Annotated in this window: 17 protein-coding genes; 11 read left to right on the top strand and 6 right to left on the bottom strand. The window is 61.4% G+C overall.

Annotated features, from left to right (window positions below; all coding sequences use genetic code 11):
- Positions 1-3: 3 nt before the first annotated feature.
- Complete coding sequence (locus HHL09_RS13585; RefSeq protein ID WP_484509214.1) at positions 4-399, top strand: HU family DNA-binding protein; 396 nt, start codon at positions 4-6, stop codon at positions 397-399.
- 144 nt (positions 400-543) lie between these two features.
- A complete protein-coding gene (locus HHL09_RS13580; protein WP_205760844.1) occupies positions 544-1,011 on the top strand; it encodes a septal ring lytic transglycosylase RlpA family protein in 468 nt (155 codons plus the stop codon).
- Positions 1,012-1,040: 29 nt separating this feature from the next.
- Here the strand turns inward: HHL09_RS13580 and HHL09_RS13575 are convergent, their stop codons facing one another.
- The gene (locus HHL09_RS13575; protein WP_169455170.1) at positions 1,041-1,493 is read right to left on the bottom strand and encodes a nucleoside deaminase; all 453 of its coding nucleotides are present in this window, start codon (positions 1,491-1,493) and stop codon (positions 1,041-1,043) included.
- A 145-nt stretch (positions 1,494-1,638) separates the two neighbouring features.
- Here HHL09_RS13575 and HHL09_RS13570 point away from each other — a divergent pair, with 145 nt between their 5' ends.
- From HHL09_RS13570 to HHL09_RS13550, 5 genes are read left to right on the top strand one after another with little or no spacing between them, the layout of a single operon-like run.
- Entirely contained in the window at positions 1,639-3,168 is a 1,530-nt protein-coding gene (locus tag HHL09_RS13570) for a hypothetical protein (RefSeq protein ID WP_169455169.1), read from the top strand.
- Positions 3,165-4,907, top strand: coding sequence for a hypothetical protein (locus HHL09_RS13565; protein ID WP_169455168.1), 1,743 nt, complete (start codon positions 3,165-3,167; stop codon positions 4,905-4,907). Before HHL09_RS13570 ends, HHL09_RS13565 begins: the two co-directional genes overlap by 4 nt.
- Positions 4,908-4,962: 55 nt before the next feature.
- Positions 4,963-6,522, top strand: coding sequence for a hypothetical protein (locus HHL09_RS13560; RefSeq protein ID WP_169455167.1), 1,560 nt, complete (start codon positions 4,963-4,965; stop codon positions 6,520-6,522).
- The gene (locus tag HHL09_RS13555) at positions 6,519-8,252 is read left to right on the top strand and encodes a hypothetical protein (RefSeq protein ID WP_169455166.1); all 1,734 of its coding nucleotides are present in this window, start codon (positions 6,519-6,521) and stop codon (positions 8,250-8,252) included. The genes HHL09_RS13560 and HHL09_RS13555 overlap by 4 nt, the downstream gene beginning before the upstream one ends.
- Before the next feature lie 46 nt (positions 8,253-8,298).
- The gene (locus HHL09_RS13550; RefSeq protein ID WP_169455165.1) at positions 8,299-9,045 is read left to right on the top strand and encodes an N-acetylmuramoyl-L-alanine amidase family protein; all 747 of its coding nucleotides are present in this window, start codon (positions 8,299-8,301) and stop codon (positions 9,043-9,045) included.
- Between the two features lie 14 nt (positions 9,046-9,059).
- On the opposite strand, the gene HHL09_RS13545 is transcribed toward HHL09_RS13550, so the two are convergent.
- Together HHL09_RS13545 and HHL09_RS13540 are read right to left on the bottom strand one after the other, a co-directional pair.
- Positions 9,060-10,133 carry a peptidase M42 gene (locus tag HHL09_RS13545; RefSeq protein ID WP_169455164.1) on the bottom strand — a complete coding sequence of 358 codons (1,074 nt, stop codon included), beginning with the start codon at positions 10,131-10,133 and terminating at the stop codon, positions 9,060-9,062.
- Positions 10,134-10,349: 216 nt separating this feature from the next.
- Positions 10,350-12,215 carry a glycoside hydrolase family 127 protein gene (locus tag HHL09_RS13540; RefSeq protein ID WP_169455163.1) on the bottom strand — a complete coding sequence of 622 codons (1,866 nt, stop codon included), beginning with the start codon at positions 12,213-12,215 and terminating at the stop codon, positions 10,350-10,352.
- Between the two features lie 162 nt (positions 12,216-12,377).
- Here HHL09_RS13540 and mgtE point away from each other — a divergent pair, with 162 nt between their 5' ends.
- Together mgtE and HHL09_RS13530 are read left to right on the top strand one after the other, a co-directional pair.
- Entirely contained in the window at positions 12,378-13,775 is a 1,398-nt protein-coding gene (mgtE, locus tag HHL09_RS13535; RefSeq protein ID WP_169455162.1) for a magnesium transporter, read from the top strand.
- Positions 13,772-14,179, top strand: a complete 408-nt coding sequence (locus tag HHL09_RS13530; protein ID WP_169455161.1) for a BUD32 family EKC/KEOPS complex subunit — start codon at positions 13,772-13,774, stop codon at positions 14,177-14,179. The genes mgtE and HHL09_RS13530 overlap by 4 nt, the downstream gene beginning before the upstream one ends.
- Before the next feature lies 1 nt (position 14,180).
- Here HHL09_RS13530 and HHL09_RS13525 read toward each other — a convergent pair whose 3' ends face one another.
- The 3 genes from HHL09_RS13525 to HHL09_RS13515 form a co-directional block, all read right to left on the bottom strand.
- Positions 14,181-14,627, bottom strand: a complete 447-nt coding sequence (locus HHL09_RS13525) for a hypothetical protein (RefSeq protein WP_169455160.1) — start codon at positions 14,625-14,627, stop codon at positions 14,181-14,183.
- A gap of 4 nt (positions 14,628-14,631) precedes the next feature.
- Positions 14,632-15,228, bottom strand: coding sequence for a hypothetical protein (locus HHL09_RS13520; protein ID WP_169455159.1), 597 nt, complete (start codon positions 15,226-15,228; stop codon positions 14,632-14,634).
- 81 nt (positions 15,229-15,309) lie between these two features.
- Positions 15,310-15,750, bottom strand: coding sequence for a nucleoside deaminase (locus HHL09_RS13515; protein WP_169455158.1), 441 nt, complete (start codon positions 15,748-15,750; stop codon positions 15,310-15,312).
- Positions 15,751-15,838: 88 nt separating this feature from the next.
- On the opposite strand from HHL09_RS13515, the gene HHL09_RS13510 reads away from it, so the two are divergent.
- On the top strand, positions 15,839-16,912 hold the full coding sequence (locus tag HHL09_RS13510; protein WP_169455157.1) for an LOG family protein: 1,074 nt from the start codon (positions 15,839-15,841) through the stop codon (positions 16,910-16,912).
- A 91-nt stretch (positions 16,913-17,003) separates the two neighbouring features.
- Positions 17,004-18,002, top strand: a complete 999-nt coding sequence (locus HHL09_RS13505) for an alpha/beta fold hydrolase (RefSeq protein WP_169455156.1) — start codon at positions 17,004-17,006, stop codon at positions 18,000-18,002.
- Positions 18,003-18,047 lie beyond the last annotated feature (45 nt).

Genomic DNA, 18,047 nt, shown 5'->3' with positions numbered 1-18,047 from the left:
TGGATTTTTCGCGGGACAAAGACCCTCTCGTATGGTGTCCAATCCCCGCGCCGCACGCAGAACCACTTCACCCGTAAAGCCATGGCTACCATCACAAAACGCGAGCTCGTCATCAAAATTTCGAACGAAACCGGTCTTACCCAGCAGCAGGTTTTCGATGTGATCCAGCGCACCCTCGACTCGATCACGGATTCCCTTTCCAATGGCGACACGGTCGTGATGCGGAATTTCGGTGCCTTCCAGGTGAAGGAGACCAAGGCCAAGATCGGTCGTAACCCGAAGGATCCGGACAAGGATGTGCCGATCCCGGCCCGCGCCGTGGTGAAATTCAAGCCTGGCAAGGAAATGAAGGAGCAGGTGGCCCGCACGCTGCCCCTGATCCGCGAGCGGCAGAAGTAAGGAGGGAATCGGCGAATTCAGAATGACGGATGTCGAATGGATCGCATGGGAACAAAGCCGGTAGGTTTTCCTGAAACTGCCGGGTTTCGTTCCTCGTCCTTCGACATTCGGAAATTCGCCCTCCGTCATTGTTGGATTTTGCTCTTGGCCTCCTGTGCGTATCCGGGAGGCGACTACAAGGGCTACATGACCAAGTCTTACTCGGTCCGTGGCGGGACCTACCACCCGATGCCGGTGGATGAGGCGATCTACCATGTGGAGAGCGGCACCGCTTCCTGGTATGATGAGTCCAGTTTCTTCGGGCTGAAGCGGGGCCAGACTTCGCTGGGGGAAAAGGTGATGCCTTGGCATCTGATCGCGGCGCACAAGACGCTGCCGCTGCCCTGCATGGTGCAGGTGACGAACCTGCAGAACGGGAAGTCCGTGAAATGCCGCGTGAACGACCGCGGGCCTTTCATCGGGGACCGGATCATCGACCTCTCTCCGCGCGCCGCGAAGAAGATCGGCTTCCGGGACGAGGGCTTGGCAGAAGTGGAAGTGAAGGTGCTCTCCGTGGGAGATGGCAGCTACAAGCGGACGGCGAAGAAGAAGTGGTTCTTCGGGCTCTTTTGAAGAAGACGGGCAACAGGCCGGGGACCCCTTTAGTAAGGAACCTTTAGCGGAAGCGCCGCATACTCCGCCAGCAGGAGCCGCGCTTCCTCCACGGCATAGGCCTCCGAAGGAAGGTGCCGCTCCCCGGGCGGGAGCACGAACTGGCGGTAGAACTCCCTGTCGTCGAAACCGATGGTCGCGGCATCCTCGATACTAAAACCATAGTAGATCCTCGACACACGCGCCCAATGGATGGCCCCGAGGCACATCGGGCAGGGCTCACCGGTGGTATAGACCTCGCAGCCTTCCAAACTGAAGCTGCCGAGGCGTTGGCAAGCCTCGCGGATGGCGACGATTTCACCATGGGCCGTGGGGTCATTGGTGGCTACGACGCGGTTGTGGCCTTCCCCGATGATTTCGCCGTCCTTCACGATCACCGCGCCGAAGGGGCCGCCTGCGCCTGCATTCATGCCGATACGGGCGAGTCCGATGGCACGTCTCATGAAACGGGGATCAACAGGCATGGCTTGGATCTAGCGGGTGAAGGAGCGATCCGGAAGCTTGGAGAGGACCAGTTTCGAAATACCCCAGTGAGCCTGTGGCGTCCCCTTGCCAGAGTCGTGCGGAGATTCTAGAAGCAGATGCTTGATGCTAACTTCGCGCTATCTCCTCCTCCTTGCTGCCGCGGGCGGTTTTGCTCTCGGTCACAGCCTCCGCTCCCGCAGCACGGACCATCGTCCCGAGGTTGCGCCAGAGCCAGCGCTTACCGCACCGACTAAAGCCACGACGATTTCCCTCCCTTCCGCGGCGACGTTACCAGCCTCCAGCGATACCGCCGAAAGCCTCCTCAAGCTTCCCAAGACGGAGCTTTATCCACGGCTCGCGCTGTGGCTGCTGGATGCTTCCGAATCGGAGATCGCCGGCTTTTGGAATGCCTGGCACCCGACCGCCGGGAATCAGGTGGAGATCGATCTTTTGATTTTCAGCCAATGGGCAAAGCGGAATCCCCAAGCGATGATCGAAGCGGCAAGGACGGCAGGAAAAGAACCCACGGCGTGGTCCGCTTGGGCGGAGTCCGATCCTCAGGCAGCACTCGCTGCGGTCGGCGGCCCCGGCCCCATGCGCACCGCGGTAATGCAGAGCATGGCGGCCAAGGATCCGGCATGGGCGCTCAAGCAGCTGGAAACGGATCCCTCGCTGAAGGATGTGTTCGTTTATCTGGTCGATATCGCCAAGGCCGCGCACCCGGATGAACCGAGGGCGCAGATCGAGTTTCTGGATCGTTTCGACAAGTTCCAAGCCGCGTCGTGCTTCAAGTCGTGGGCGAAGGACGATCCGAGCAGGGCGCTGGTCTGGCTGAATGAACGGGCGAGCCCGCAACTGCGGGAGTCCTTCCTTGAAGTCACGAAGCAAGCGAACCCGGAACTTCTCGAGAAGCTCGCGGAGGAATCGCAGCCGGGAAAAATGAAGAAGATGCTGGAGGCGGCGGCCTTCGCGCATCTGGCGGAGCTCGATCCCGAAAAGGCACTGGAGGCGGCACGGAAGATCGAGGTGCCGCGGCTCGCAGCCGAACGATTGACCCAGCTCGGACGCAGCTTGGTGGAGGAGAATCCGCAGCAGGCACTTGAAATCCTGGCCGAGGTCTTCGCGAAGTTTCCCGATGCTCATGATCGGCTTTCGATGATCCGCTTTCCGAATGGAGTGCAATATCAGCAGGCGGGAATCGACGGCGCGCGGGACTTCATGAATGAACTTGTGGCCAAGGATCCGCAACGTGCCATGGAGTCGGTGATCGGCATCGAGAAGGCCTTGCCCGAGCCCTCGGGGACTGCGAAGGAGTTCAATCGTGATCCAGCTTCGGTGACCGTGGCGCGCGCATGGGTGGAACGCGATCAAGCGGGCTTTCTGGGGTGGTCGAAGTTACAAGCCGATCCGGCAGCCCATGAAGCAAGCGCGCGCGTGATGGCAGAGCGGCTTGCCCAAAAGATGGACTACGCGGGCTCGATCGAATGGTCGGCGCAGATCAAGGATGAGCGGAGCAGAACGACGGCAATCTATCAGGCCTTTCCCGGCTGGGCGGAAGCCGATCCCGCAGCGGCAGGATCGTGGCTTGAGGCTGTCGAGCTGGAGGCCTCGATGAAGGACAGCCTCAGGGCAAGCATCTCCAAGAAGCCATGAATCCCACACGGCAGATCCTCTCCTTTCTCGCGGTCTTCGCGGCTTCTTCCGTGTGTGGTGCCTGGCTTGCAGACAGGAAAACTGCTTCTTCATCCAATGAGGCTGTCGAGGGAGTGAGATCTGCAAAGCCGACGAAGAGCAGCGAAAGGCAAGGCTCAGGGAAAGAGCTTCCACCGGAAGTGGTGAAGCGCCTTGAAGAGGTTCGGAGGGCGGGCGTTATCCAAGACAAGCTACGGGCCACGATTCACCTGGCGCAGAGCCTGCCCATTTCCGAGCTCGAGGCGTGGTTCGAGGGCAAGTGGTTCGATGAGAAGGAAGACATGCTCTCCGCAGTCTTTCATCGCATCGCGCTCTCACGCTGGCTGGCGGCGGACCCGGCAGGGCTCATGCGCTATTGCCAATCCAAGGATGAGTCGCGTGCGCCCATCGTCGCGTGGGAATGGGCGCTGCGTGATCCCAAGTCCGCGCTCGCCTATCTGGGAGAAGCGCGTGACGAAAAAGCACGGGGAGATATGGCCTCACTGATGGGGATGGCGCTCGCTGCGGAGCAGCCGGAGGCTGTCATTGCGGAGATGCCAGCACTGCTTGGCATGCTCAAGACCTCCGATCTGTGGGCAATGATGGCCAAGCTGGCAGAGACGGCCCCTGAAGCCCTGAAGGCAGCTTCGGCGAACTGGCCGCCCTACACGCGCGAAGGGATCGCACGCGAACTGGCGACGGTGGGACTCAAGAAGGACTTCGCCGGCACGCTGGAGCAATTGCGCAACGCGGAAAACGGCAGGACCATTTTCCTGAATGCTTTTCCTTTTCACTCGGAGGCATTGGCTGAAGTGATCCGCAATCCAGGAATGCTACCACCTGGGTGGTTCGGAGATATCGCCACTATGGCAGGGAGCCTGTTGGTCAAAGATGATCCAGGCCATTGGCTGGATGCGGATCTGACGGCGATGGGGCTTGATCCGGCTCAGGCGAAGCAAGTCCGCAGCCAGGCGATCGAAGAGATCGGCCTGAAGGACCAGGCGCGCTTCCTGAGCCTGCTGGACGAGGACGACCGCGATCCCTTCGCCCGCCGCGGCATCATTCAATCCACGGTGGCGCGAATGGCGGAGGATCGGTCGAAAGCGGAAGCATGGATCGATGGCCTGCCGAACGATGAGGACAAGGAATCCGCCCGCCAGATGCTCGGTTCGATGCTCAACCAGCCAAAGGGGGATTCGGTGACACCGGTGAATCTTCTCGATGGCTTGGCGAAAGATACCGGCCTCCTTACCGCGGAGCAGGCTCGCGCTACGGGGCTTTGGAGCGCGCCGGAATTGAAGGAGGCGACGGGTCGTTTCAATTCGATGCCGCTCGAACAGAAAGCGATCGCCGCCCGCAATCTCCTCAATCACTCGCACGAGAATTTCCCGCCCGAGTTGCAGGCACAAGCGGTCAGCTTTTTCACGGCGAACCGCTCGATCGAGCCGGTGCTTGCGGATCGCCTTTTCGGAAAGCGGACCTTTGCCCAATCGGCCTGCTATCTGGCCGCTTCCTGGGCTCAGGAAGATCCGGCCGCGGCGGGGAAATGGGTGAGCTCGCTGCCCGAGGGAGAGGAGCGCCTCTGGGCCGGGAAAAATCTGGCATCCCTGTGGTCGGAAAATGATCCCCCAGCAGTCAGACAGTGGCTGAGTGGACTACCCGAGGGGGATCGCAAGGGCATCGAAGACTACCTGAAATCCGGCGACGGCGGTTTACGGTAGTTTTACCGACACCCTCTTGCCAAGCTGACGCCCCTCCGCTAGCAAATGATAACTGATGAAATCCCACCGCTATCTTTGGCTTGGAACGGCGGTGCTTGGCACAGCGACGGGTCTGCTTGTTCCAAAAGGGCAGAAGCCCGCCGCGAGCGCTGCCGCATTCGCGAGTGAAACGCCGGGCAAAGGAACAACGCACCAAGAGGCAGCGAAGGACGCGGCTGCCACCAAGACCGCAGCAAACCTTGGCCCCCTGCCCGTCTCCAAGGATAGCATCGAGGGCCTGCTGGCCGTGGAGCCGGCGGAACTTTACTCGCGCGTGGGGCTATGGCTGCTCGACGCCTCCGCAGAAGACACGGCGGCCTTCTGGAAGGCCTATCAAGGCAAGGGTGATGTCGACATGTGGATCAAGGACCTGATCTTCACCCAATGGGCGAAGAAGGATCTCGATGGACTGATGGAAGCGGCGAAGCGTGACGGGGAGGAAGGCCCGGCATGGTGGGCGTGGACGATGAGCGATCCCGATGCGGCGCTCGCGGCGATGGAGGGACAGAGCGATAGCATCCGCAGCTTCGTCCTGCGCGGCGTGGCGAACTTCCATGTGGAGCGCGGAATGAAGATGCTGGAGAAGGATCCTTCGATGGCCCGCTTCCTTGATCTCTCGAATCTTTCCGAAGAGATCGGACGGAAGGATCCGGAGGCGGCCTTGGAATTCCTGACCCGCTACAATAGCCACGACCTGTCCACAGCGGTGCGGAATTGGGCGAAGGACGATCCCCGGCGCACGCTCGAATGGCTGGCCGAAAGGTCGCCGGACCAGAGCTTGATCAAGCAATTCGCCGAGACGGTGGCGGAAGAGGATCCGAAGGCTCTGGCCGAGCTCGCGGAAGGCTTGCCTTCCGGATCCCTGAAGCGGGAGCTGGAGACGCAGGTCATCCGGAAACTCGCCGAGACCGATCCGGACAAGGCGATCGAAGCGGCCAGGAAGATCGAGTCGCCCTCGCTGGCCGCCCAGCGGCTGGCGGAGGTGGGGAAGATCATGGTGGCGGAGAATCCGGAGAAAGCCTTGGAAACCCTGGCGATGATTTTTGAAGCCTGCCCGGATGTCACTTACCGCGGGAGGATGATCCGCTATCCCTCGGGAGGCTCGGGTTCCTATGGAACCGTGGCGGGTCTTCCGGAATTTATCACCGAACTCGCGAGCTGGAATCCGGCTCACGTCATGGACTCGGTGACGGAGATCGAGGCAAATGCCGCCAATGCCAAGCCAGGCGCCAATCCACCCCAGAGCAACAGCGCGACCGCGATGGTGGCGAGCGTCTGGCTGGGCAAGGATCCGGAAGGCTTCGCGGAATGGTGCGGACGGCAAGAGGGCGCCACCTTCGATGCCGGAGCCTCCGCCGCGGCGAACTTCCTGACGAACCGGGATGACTTCGCCGAGGCACTCGCCTGGTCCCAACAGATCAAGGACCACAGCTTGCAGCTTTCGAGCATCATGTCGGGCTTCAGCCGCTGGGCATCGAGCGATCGCGAAGCGGCGATCCGCTGGTATGAGCAGGCAGCGCTCCCCGATGACATCGGCCGGCATCTCAAGCCCTACCTCCCCAAAAACGACCCATGAAAGCCCTGCCCAGCTACTTGGCCGGAGCGGCGATCTTCGGGATCTGCGCGATCACCGCGTGGAGCCTGCGCGGCGTCGATGAAACGAAGCAGGGCTCCCGGAGCAGCAGCAGCACCACGGACCGCAAGGCCAGCAAGACCACGCGCGGCAGCAGGCGGGAAGGAGTGCCTGCGGAGGTCACGCAGCGCCTCGCGGAGATCCGCGCAGGCCGCACGGTGGAAGAGCGGCTGCGCGCAACTCTCCAGCTTGCCGAGTCCATCCCCATCGAAGACATCGGGAAGTGGTTCAAGGAAGGCTGGTTCGATGGCCGCGAGGACATGCAGACCTACTACTTCCATCGTATCGCGCTCGGCCGATGGTTGAAGGAGGACCCAAAGGGCCTGATGAGCTACTGCCTGCAGGAGAAGAGCGATCACACGTACTATGCCGCGCGCGCCTTCGCGAAGCAGGATCCGGCGGCGGCACTGGCCTACGCGAGCGAGATCAAGAGCCCGGAAAAGCGCTCCCAATTTCTCTCATCCATCGGCGAGACCTTGGGCAAGGCCGATCCGCAGCTTGCCTTCGAGGCGATCAGCAAGCTATCGGAAAACGCGGAGACCATGAGCAACGGCTCGCTCCTGGAGATGATCCGGGGAATCTCCGTCGCCTCGCCGGAGTTCCTGAAAGGCAAGATCGACCAGCTTCCGGCAGCCTTGCAGAGACAGGCACGCGAGTATCTCACGACCTCGCTCTTGAAGAAGAACTTCGCCGCTACCGTGGCGGAGCTGGAGAAGTCGCCCGATGGCAAGCGCAGCTTCGTAAGCGCGATCGAGAATGACTACGAGCTGGTGAAGGAAGCGATCAAAGACCCTCGCTCCTTGCCGGAGGGGTGGTTCGCGGACGCGGCATCGCAGGCCAGTTATTACCTGGTGCGCGATGATCCGAAGCGCTGGCTGGACGAGGATCTGGCGGCGCTGGGACTGAACGAGGACCAAGCGCAGCACCTCCGCTCGCAGGCCTTGAACCAGCTGGCACAGAAGGATCCGGAAGCCCTCAAGACCTTGCTCGCTGGACAGGAACTCACCGCCCGGGAGCGCAATTCCGCGGTCGGGGCGATGACCGGAGCATTGTCGAAGGACCGGGAGAAGGCGGAAGCGTGGATCGCCACGCTGACCGATCCGAGCGAGATCACGATCGCGAAGAGCGTCCTCACTCACAATCAAAGCGATTCCAAGGGGACCACGCCCGCGAGCTTGATCTCGGATCTTCTCGCCGATGGCTCCAGCGTGACTTGGTCCCAGGCGAGGGCAGCGGGAACCTGGAGCAGCGAGGAGAGGGCCGCAGCGGCGAAGGAATTCGCCGCGCTTCCCGCCGAACAGAAAGAGGGAGTCGCGCAGAAGCTGATGACGAATCACTACGATCAGCTCCCGGCAACTCTCCGCGCCGAGGCGGTGCGTTATCTCATCCAGAACAAGCAGGGCGAAGCGGAAGCGGGAGGTCCCCAAGGAAATCCCCTGGTTCAAGCCGCGGCCACGCAGGGTGCGCGTTGGGCGGAGGACGATCCCGTGGCAGGCAGCCGCTGGATCGACTCGCTCCCGCAAGGGACGGAGCGGCTGTGGGCGGCCAAGAATTTCGCCGCACGCTGGGTGGACTACGAGCCGACGGAAGCGAGGAAGTGGATCTCCGCTCTGCCCGCTGAGGAGCGTGCGCAGGTGCAGAAATACATCGAGTCCGGCGAGGCCTACCGTTGAGGAAATTTGCGTGGCACTCCTGTCGATAAGCCGTGAAGTTAGACGCATGAAAGTCACCATCCTCCTAGCCGCGCTTGGCTCCGCGATCCTGTTTTCCTCCTGTGCCGGCAGCGGTGGCAGCAGCAGTGGATCGGGAAACAACCTCGCGGCGGATCAATGGGGACACCGGCCGGGACCGCAGGGATTCTCGACCGTGATCATCGATGCCGGCCACGGTGGCAAGGACCCGGGTGCCATTTCGCGAACCACCGGTCAGCGCGAGAAGGATCTGGCGCTCGATACGGCGAAGCGTCTGCAACGCCAGCTCAGCGGGAAGGTCCGCACCGTCCTGATGCGCGATGGGGATGAGTTCATCGACCTCGACGTGCGCGCGGCACGTGCTAGCGGGAAGAACGGCACGATCCTGATCAGCCTTCACTACAATTCCAGTGGCGCGGGCATCCGCGGCCCGGAGACCTACTACTGGCGCGTGGACAGCCATGGACTGGCAACGCGCATCCAGCGGAACATGGTCTCCGTATCCCCTTCCGAATCCGGCAACCGCGGCATGGTGCGCCGCCGCCTGCGGCTGACGCGGAATCCCGATGTGCCCTGCGTGCTCGCGGAGATCGGCTATCTGAGCAATGCCTCGGAAGCGAAGCTCTGCTCCGATCCCGCGTATCGCGAGAAGATGGCGGGTGCGATCGCGCGAGCGATCTTGGAACAAAAGGACCGCGGCGACGCCGGAACGGGACCGCTGCCGAAGCCGATCTACGCTCCCCCAAGCCGTCCGACCGACGCGCCAGGATCGTGAGCAGCTTCATCCCTTCATGGGATTATCGCAGGCTTCTCAACATAGGAGAGAAGGAGCGCCAGAGCGGCACGGATCGAGTCGAGCGATGCCGTTTCGCTGGCCGTGTGGTAGCCGGTGGTCGGGATCTGCAAGGTGGTGCCGCTGAGCTCTCCATTGCTTGCCAGAATCAGGCGGCCCAGCTCGGTGCGTCCAAGCGAGAGCTTTTTGATCCGCGTTTCATTCAATGCTTCGACGTAGGCGTCCTTGAAGGTGTAGCCGATTTCCAACGACTCGCAGCGACCGATCACTTCCCGGGTGATGTCCGGGGCGAAGGACGCGCTGGCATCCCTGTGGCGGAGAACGAGGTGCTGGGCTTCGGCTGCCTCCCGGGTAGGGTAGGGACTGGTATCGAGCACCAGCAGCCGCTGGGTGCGGATCTGTTCCCGCAGGAACCATGCATGGGCGAAGCGCCAGCTACGTCCCGCCTCCTCTTGGGCCGTGAAGAGCGCGGTGCCCTGGAAGCCGCGGCGGAAGAGAAAGACCAGCATCGCCACCGAGACGACATTATCGAGTTGGGCCGAGATGCAGCCGTCGTGCAGTGAAAGGCGGTCCAGGAAGGCCACCGGAGTGCCCGGCTGCAGGAAGCCCAGGCCATCGATCTCGAAGATGAGGTTATTTCGATAAGGGCAGACGTAGGAGCGGGTGATCGTTCCCTGACCCAAGTAAGTGCCGGTGTAGGGAATGTGTGCCTGAACACGCTGCCCGCCGAAGCGGTGCTGGATGAGTCCGAGCATTTGCTCCGAGACGGAGTCGCCCGTTTGCTCGCTGCGGTTGCTCGCGATAAAGGCGGAGTATTGGAACTCGTTCGGACCGGTGCAGACAAGGCCGTGGCGATCGATGTGGGCGGATAGGATCAGGCTGTGGGGATCCTTCCCTTGAGCGACGAGGAGACCTTGGTAGTAGGTGAGCGTGACGTCGAGCTCTTGCAGTTCCCGCATGAGGACGCGGAAGAAGGAGTCCTCCGAGCCGACCACCGAGGGCTCGCGGATGAGATTCCTCAGGATATCGAGGTATTCATCAAGCAAGCTGGGATCGAGGCCGAAGGGCATGGCGTGACCCACTCAAGCATGCGGGGTGCCGGAGTCGAGGTAGATGAGGGATAGATCGAGGGTGGTCGCGCCGAGCGTCTTCAAGCCGTGGAGAAAGGCCATTTCGGGCCACAAGCAGAAGAGCGCCTCGAAGCACCGCTCTGCGGGGCGGAGCCTCCGCGTTCCCGGGAATGGCCGTCATATTTTGCGATGGATAGCCGCCGGGGGCAACATCTCCTACCGCAGCGGAAAATACACCGAATACCGCTCCAGCCCGATCTGGTAAAAGGGCACGAGCGCTTGCCCGCCTTGGGTGGTCTTCAAAGTGTAGCCGAGCTTCCTGCCCTTCCCTTTCTCCAACATCCTCACGCTGGCACCGATGGGAAGCGAGGGAACCTTCGATTGATCCATTTCCTTTCGCCCCAGTTGGATGAAGGGTTCGCTGCCATCAGCATAAAAATCCTGCTTCACCAGACCGACATCGCCGAGTGGCGCGGCGAGAAGAATCGGGCCGTGATAAAAGGAAGCGTAGCCACCGCCCGCGGATTTCTCCATGCGCGGCTCCGGCGGAAAGTAGGCTTGGAGCACATCGCCGCTTTGCCAGATGCGCTTCACGTCGAGATAGCTTCCAGCCTCTGCTTTCACATCGAGGCTCTTGCCATTCACACGGAGCTTCACCTTGGTTGCATCCACCCAACCCGGGCAACGGATGGATAGCGTGAAGTCAACGGACTTCCCGGCCTTCACCGCGAGAGAGATAATACCGTCTTCAGGAAAAGCCGTGGTTTGACGGATCTCGATGTCCTTCTCCTTCCAGCGCATTTGCGATGGCATGAAGAGATTTACCCACAAGCGATCCTCTGAAGCGGAGTAGATGTAGGAGCCGTAGCGGCCATGGTTTTCCATGCCGCTGCCGACGCAGCACCAGAAGGCATCGAAGGGCTGGGAGTAACGCTTGTAGTGGCCGGGCCGCGTGGGCGTGTAGTAGGCGAAGCCATTGTCCGGTGCCGGACCCAGTGAGGTGATGATGTGATTGTAAAGCGCGCGCTCCATGTAGTCGGCATAGCGCGCCTGCGGGCGGAGCTCGTGAAGCTGCCGGGTCAGCTTCAGCATGTTGTAGGTATTGCAAGTCTCGGGTCCGCAGATGTCCGCGAGCTTCTTGTCATATTCCCCGGGATTGATGAAGGCTTCCCAGATGCTGTTCCCGCCGAAGGAGAAGGTCTGCTTGGTAATAACCGCATCCCAGAAGTTCGCAGCGGCCTTGTGCCATCGTTCTTCGCCGGTCGCCTCGTAGATGCGTTCGTAGCCGACAAAGAGCGGGATCTCGGTATTGGCATGCTTGCCATTGAGCACCGAGAAATTGTTCTCCGCCAACGCAGCGACCATCGGCTCCTTCCGGAAACGCTTCGCGAGCGCGAGATACTCCGGCTTGCCGGTTTCTGCATAAAGGTCCGCGAAGACCTCGTTCGGTGCGCCGAATTCCTTCGAGGTAAGATCCGCCCACTGCTGGTCGGTAAGCTTCGAGGTGATCTGCACACACCAATCGGCATAGCGGAGCAGCACCTCCTTCGCTTGCTGATTGCCACCGGTCAGCCAAGCATCCCGCACACCGGCGAGGGTCTTGTGGCCGACATACCAAGGGACCACATTGCTGAGGCGCAGCTCGCCGCGGCCAAGCGCGGCATACCAGCGGTCCGCCTCCCAAGGTGAGGCATAGAGGCCACCATCGCCGCGGTTCTTCTGGTAGGCAGCCATTTCGGAGACGATGTAGTCCATCTTCTCCTTTACCCGCTTGTCGCCGGTAGCGGCATACATCCACGCGCAGGCGCTGAGGTAGTGGCCGACGATGCCGGAGCCATTCTTTTCCCAGCCGCCGTAGAGGGCTGCTTTCGGCTCCAAGCGCGCAGCGGCACGCATTCCGGAGAGAAGGCGGTCCGGCTCGAGGGTCAGGATGTAGTCGAGATCACGGTTCTGGGCGTCGTGGAAAGGGCTATCGAGCAGACGGACATCCCCCACGGGAATGGCGCGCAGGGCCAGATCCGGGACCTCAGCCGACGCCGTCGCCACGGCCAGAGCGGCGACCACATTCCAAACGGGTTTCACGTGAGAAATTTCCCACAAGGCGGAATTGTCCTGCAAGTCCGCGTCCTAGCATACGCTGCGGGGTGCCTCCCCGGCCGCCCTTTCCGCACCCGGAAAGCGCGCAAAGGCGCGCTTTCCCTTCTCCGGTCTTGGCTCGCGGCACTTCGCCCTTAGAGTTCGGCCATGCCGGACGACGAAGCCACCCTCCCCATCGACGAGCTCCTCCGGGCTGTCGAGGCGGAGGACCAGAGCGCCGTCCGCGCCATGGCGGAGGAGATGCACTACGCGGACCTCGCCCAGGCCTTCCAAGAGCTAGAGGAGGAGCAACACGGGCTTTTCCTGAAAACGATCGGTCCGGCACTGGCGGCGGACATGATCGTGGAGCTGCCGGATTCCCTGATCGAGGAGGCGCTGGGAGCCTTCAGCCCCTCCGAGCTGAAGGTGCTCTTTCACGAGCTCTCCGACGACGACCGCGTGGACATCCTGCAGGACGTGGGCGATGAGGCACGGCTGCGCTTCCTGGGCCTGCTGGGACCGGAGGACGAGGAGCTGACGCGCTCCCTGCTGAAATACGATCACGACACCGCGGGCGGGCGCATGACGACCCGGATCGGCCGGGTTTTCGCGAGCCAGACGGTGAAGCAGGCGATCGAGATGCTGCGCCGCAGCCAGGAGTCGACCGAGACGCTAAGCCGGATTTTCGTGGTCGATGAAAAAGGACGCCTCATCGGCAAGCTGCGCTTCCGCGATCTGGCCTTCAACACCTGGGATACCCCGGTGCGCGATATCATGCGGGAAATCGGCACGGAACGCGTGCTGGCCACCGCCGACCAGGAAGAAGCCGCAAACATGCTGCTCAAGTACGACCTCATCGCGCTGCCGGTGGTCGATGAATTCGGACATCTCCTCGGGATCGTGACGCACGACGATGCGATGGAGATCCTGCAGGAAGAAAGCACCGAGGACATCGAAAAGATCGCAGGTATCGGTGGCGAGCAGTCGGAGGAGACCTATCTCAACACGACGATCCTCACGCAGTTTCGCCGGCGTGCAGGTTGGCTGACGGGACTGGCTTTCGTTTCGATCCTTTCCGGCTATGTGATGATGCGCTTCGGCTCGGTGCTGAGCCAGGTGTTCCTGCTTTCGCTGTTCCTTCCGATGGTTGTCGCCGCGGGTGGCAATACCGGCGGCCAAGCCTCGACGATGGTCATCCGGGCGATGTCTCTGGGGGAGATCGATGAAGACTGCACCTGGCAAGTGGCGTGGAAGGAACTGCGCACGGGCTTCTTCCTCGGAGCTCTGCTGGGCACCTGCATGGCGGCCTTCACCCTCGTGCTGCTGCCCTTCTTCCACTTCGCGCTGCCGCCGGGCCTGACCTTGGGCAAGGTGGCCTTCACCGTGGCGGTGGCATTGACCACACAGGTGACCTCCGCGACTTTCCTTGGTTCGCTGCTGCCGCTCGGAGCCCGCGCGGCGAAGCTGGATCCTGCCGTTGTTTCCGCTCCTGCCATTGCCGCGATCGTCGATGTCTCGGGCATGGTCATCTATTTCTCCGTGGCACGCGCCATTCTAGGGCTATGAAAGATCTCAAAGACGGAATCCGCGCCCATGTGCGCCTGGACTGGATGGGACGCGTGCACAAGCGCTTCCGCGGAACGGATGCGGACAAGCGCTACGAGAACGAGGTGAAGGTGCTCAAGGTGCTGGAAGAGCGAGGCTGCGAATACGTGCCAAAGGTGCTCGAAGAATATCCGGAGGAACTCTACTTCGTCTCCACCAGCTGCGGGAAGCCGGCCGACACCATCAGCAAGCAGCGTGCGGATCAGCTCTTCGCGGATCTGGAACGTGACTACGGCGTACGGCACCTGGACGCCGAAGCGCGCAACATCACCTACGACATGCGAGCGGGACGCTTCTGCATCATCGACTTCGAGCTGGCGGATATCCTGCCGGATCCCAGGAAGGATGCGGATCCGGCGGAATGAGCTAGTTCGCCCCCATTTCGTCCTTGGTCTTCTCCGCGGACTTCGGCTCCTCAAGCTTCAGTGTCGCGGAATAGTCCCCGCCATCCAGAAGGCCTGCTCTGGCGATCACGATGGTGTCTCCCTTGGAGAGAATCAGCTTCCAAAGCTCGGGACTTTTCGGATCGATCCGATAGCTGCATTTCTTCTGCCCCTTGCCCATGAGATCGATCCTGATATGGCGCAGCTTCTCACCCGTCTTGTAACGGTCGAAGTCTTCTCGAGTCACCATGATCCCACCGCTGCGGTTGAGAACGCTTGCGAGAGATTCGCCGGGAGCGAGCTTATAAGGTCCCTGCTTCACCGCATGTCCTCCCACGTGCACTTGATCGTGCTCCGTTTCCGCCATGGTGCTGCTGCTACAGAAGATGGACAGGCTCACCCAAGTGACGAAAGCGGAGCGCGTGAACATGGACCTACCATAGCTTCACAACGGGAGACTTGATCAACTCCCGCGAAGTTTCGCGTACCGTCGCATGGGATGCCACTTCCAGCGGCATGAGCCCGTGGCACCAATCCGCGAAGCTATCTCCAATCACCTGTACCAGGCTTTCACGGGTGAAGCTCTGGGGATCGAAGCTGCGCGAGGGCTCGTCCTTCCGGCAATCACCACAGTGCGACACCATCACGCGGAAGACACGATCGAGGCCGCGGGTGGCTTCGAGGCAATACTGCCCGGCAAGGATGGCACCACCCAAGGAAGCAACGCTGCGGATCATGCGTTCGTAGTCGCAGCCGACATCAGCCATCGCGGCCGGGTCCTTGACCGCGGAAAGAATGCGTTGCCTCAAGGAAGGGTCGCCAGCGATGCGGCGGATGTCCTCGCGATCGAAGACGACGAAGAGGCCGCAGCCGCTTTCTTCCCTCTCATCCAGGTAATCGCGGATGTCCCCGGCGAGCCGGGTCACATCGCATCCGCAGGTGGCGCTCACGGCAAGCGTGCCGGGCCATTTTTCCTGCTCAAGCCAGTCGATCAGACCGGTGTCTCTGAAAAGATCCCCCGAGATTTTCATAGCCCTTCACCATCGGCACGATGGAAGGGAAATTCCAAGTCTCAGATCATATTTCGCTAACAGCAGAGACCCTCGTCTCGCTCAAGGTTCACCGATGTCCTCGTTCCAGACTCCGGGATTCGCGGCGATGAAACGACGCATCAAATCCACGCACTTTTCGCTCTGAACGACCTCGATTTCGACGCCGCGGCTCTTCAGAAGCGCTTCCTCGCCCATGAAGGTGAGGTTCTCGCCAATTACCACCTTCGGAATCCCGTAGAGGAGGATAGCACCGGTGCACATCGGACAGGGCGAAAGCGTGGTGTAGAGGGTGCACTCCTGGTAAATATGCGCAGGAAGGCGCCCGGCATTCTGCAAGGCGTCCATTTCACCGTGCAGGATGGGATTTCCCTGTTGCATGCGGCGGTTGTGGCCGCGCCCGAGGATGATGCCCTGACGGACGAGGACACTTCCGATCGGGATTCCCCCCTCCGACAGCCCGGCGGCTGCCTCCGTGATGGCGGCTTGAAGAAACGGGTCCATGTGCGATAAAAGAAGTGTCAGTCCGCCCTACCGGATCTCCCCCCGGCACGATGACTGCTGAGAATCACCCTGCCCTAAAGCGAATCCCATGCCCAAAGTAAGACTTTCTGGAACCGTCCACGGGACCGACGACCCGGGACGGGCGGTGAGAGCGAAGCTGCTCTACCTGCTTTTCAACGCCGGATGGGACATCTACAATTCCAATGGCGACCAGCGCATCACGCTGTCGAACATTGAAAAGAAGATCATCGAGTCCGAAGCCTTCGTCTTCACCCCCGGCGCCACGCTGGAGGACATGTTCAAGGCGATCTCCATCTTCGTCGGCTACCAGACCATCGACCGCAATCTGGCGGGCAAGCCGACGGTGATCCTGAATTCGGATCTGTCGTGGGACCCCTTCTTTGCCGTGCTGGACCATCTGAACAAGATGGGAACCATCAAGCAGGACCATCGAGATTTCCTGCTGACCGCGGATGGCCCGGAGACGGTGCTGGAAACCTTGGAAATGGTGCGCCTGAAGGGACTGCCCGACGCCGGACGCGAAAAGATCGGTGAGAGCAAGAGCACGTCCTTCGAGGAGCCGGTGCCGGACGACTACATCGGCAACGTGTGCGTCTTCTGCTCCGCCACCTTGGAAGAGTCTTCGTACCTCGCCGATGGCAGGTCACTGGGCCGCCAGCTGGCGGAAAACAACATCGGCTGCGTGTCCGGTGCGGGACGCTCCGGGATCATGGGTGCCGTGGTGGAGGGATCCGTAGGTGCCGGCGGCTGGACCGCGGGCTCGAACGTGCCCCACATCATCGAGCTGGAAGGACTGCCGGACGGGCTCTCCAGCTTCTGGCTGAGGCCGGACATCTACACCCGTATGGAGGTGATGATCGAGAATTCCGATGCCTTCGTGATCTTCCCCGGCGGCGCCGGAACAGTGCAGGAGCTGCTGGCCCTGATGATCTTCAAGCACCAGAAGAACCCGCTCATGGCTGGCAAGCCGGTGGTGCTCTTCAACCGCCTGAATCCCCAAGGGGTCCGCTTCTGGGCACCACTGATCGAATTGCTGAACGGCCTGTGCCGTCCGGGAGACTTCGTGGTGGCCGAAAACCTGGATGAGATCCTGCCCGCCGTACGGGCCGGGATGAATGCCAAAGTCCCTGCCGAAGCCTGATTCCCAGCACTTTCCTGTCATGCCGCGCATTCTGCACATTCGTGGAAAGCAGCATTGCCGCCGTCCGTAAGAGGTGTGACACTTTCAACGGATGAAGATTAGTTCCGCTGGCACCGGAAGTGGCCTGCTGCGCCTCGCAGCCAAGGCCGGTGGAGCCTTGTTCGCTGCGCTCGCGCTGTCCCAGTGTGCGACGGATTACACCTTGGTCACCGATCATCCGGAGGAATCCCTGCGACGGGAAACCTTCGGCTACCGGAAGTGGGTCAAGGAAGGTAGCCAGCCGAACGTGGTGGTGATCGGCATCCACGGCTTCTGTGGCGCGGCGATCGACTACGAGAATCTGGGCCGCCGGATGGTCCGGGAGCAGCCGAAGACCGCTGTCTATGCCTACGAGGTACGCGGCCAAGGCAAGGACCCGCTGAAGGAGCGCCGCGGCGATATCGATGACCCGCAGAAGTGGTATCACGACCTCGACCAATTCACGACGATGGTGCGCGAGAAGCATCCGGGCGCGAAGATCGTGTGGTTCGGCGAGAGCATGGGGGCGCTGATCGCTTCCCACAATTTCCGCCAGAAGGTGGAAGCCGGCGGTAAGGCACCCTGCGATGCGCTGGTGATCTCCTCGCCAGTGGTGAAGTTCCGCGACGATTTCCCGAAGTGGAAGAAGGACTTGGTTCGCCAGGCTTCCCAAGTGACCCCGATGGCGCGGCTTTCCCTGGAAGCGCTCGCGGGCGGGCAGGAAGTGCAGATGACGCACGACACCCTGCACTCCGAGCAGTCGGAAACGAACTCCTGGCACATCGACAAGCACACGCTCCGCCTGCTAGTGACGCTGGGTGATCTGATCGATGGCATGCCGGACTGCGCGAAGACCTTCAGTGTTCCGACCTTGGTGCTTCACGGTGACAAGGACTTCTTCAGCAAGACCGAGGACGTGCAGAACTTCTTCACCAACATCCCGGACAAGAAGGATCGCACGCTGAAGCTCTATCCCGACGCCTACCACCTTCTGATGTACGACACCAAGAAGGATCAGGTGATCGGTGACGTGGAGCGCTGGATCAGCAATCTTCCGAAGAAGAAGAAATAAGGCGCTGGGGGCATCATCGATCCTCCCGATGTTACCATTCGTTTT

The organism is Luteolibacter luteus (genome assembly GCF_012913485.1).
Lineage (GTDB): Bacteria > Verrucomicrobiota > Verrucomicrobiia > Verrucomicrobiales > Akkermansiaceae > Haloferula > Haloferula lutea.
Note: the sequence above shows the minus strand (reverse complement) of the source record. Positions and strands in the feature narration are given on the sequence as shown.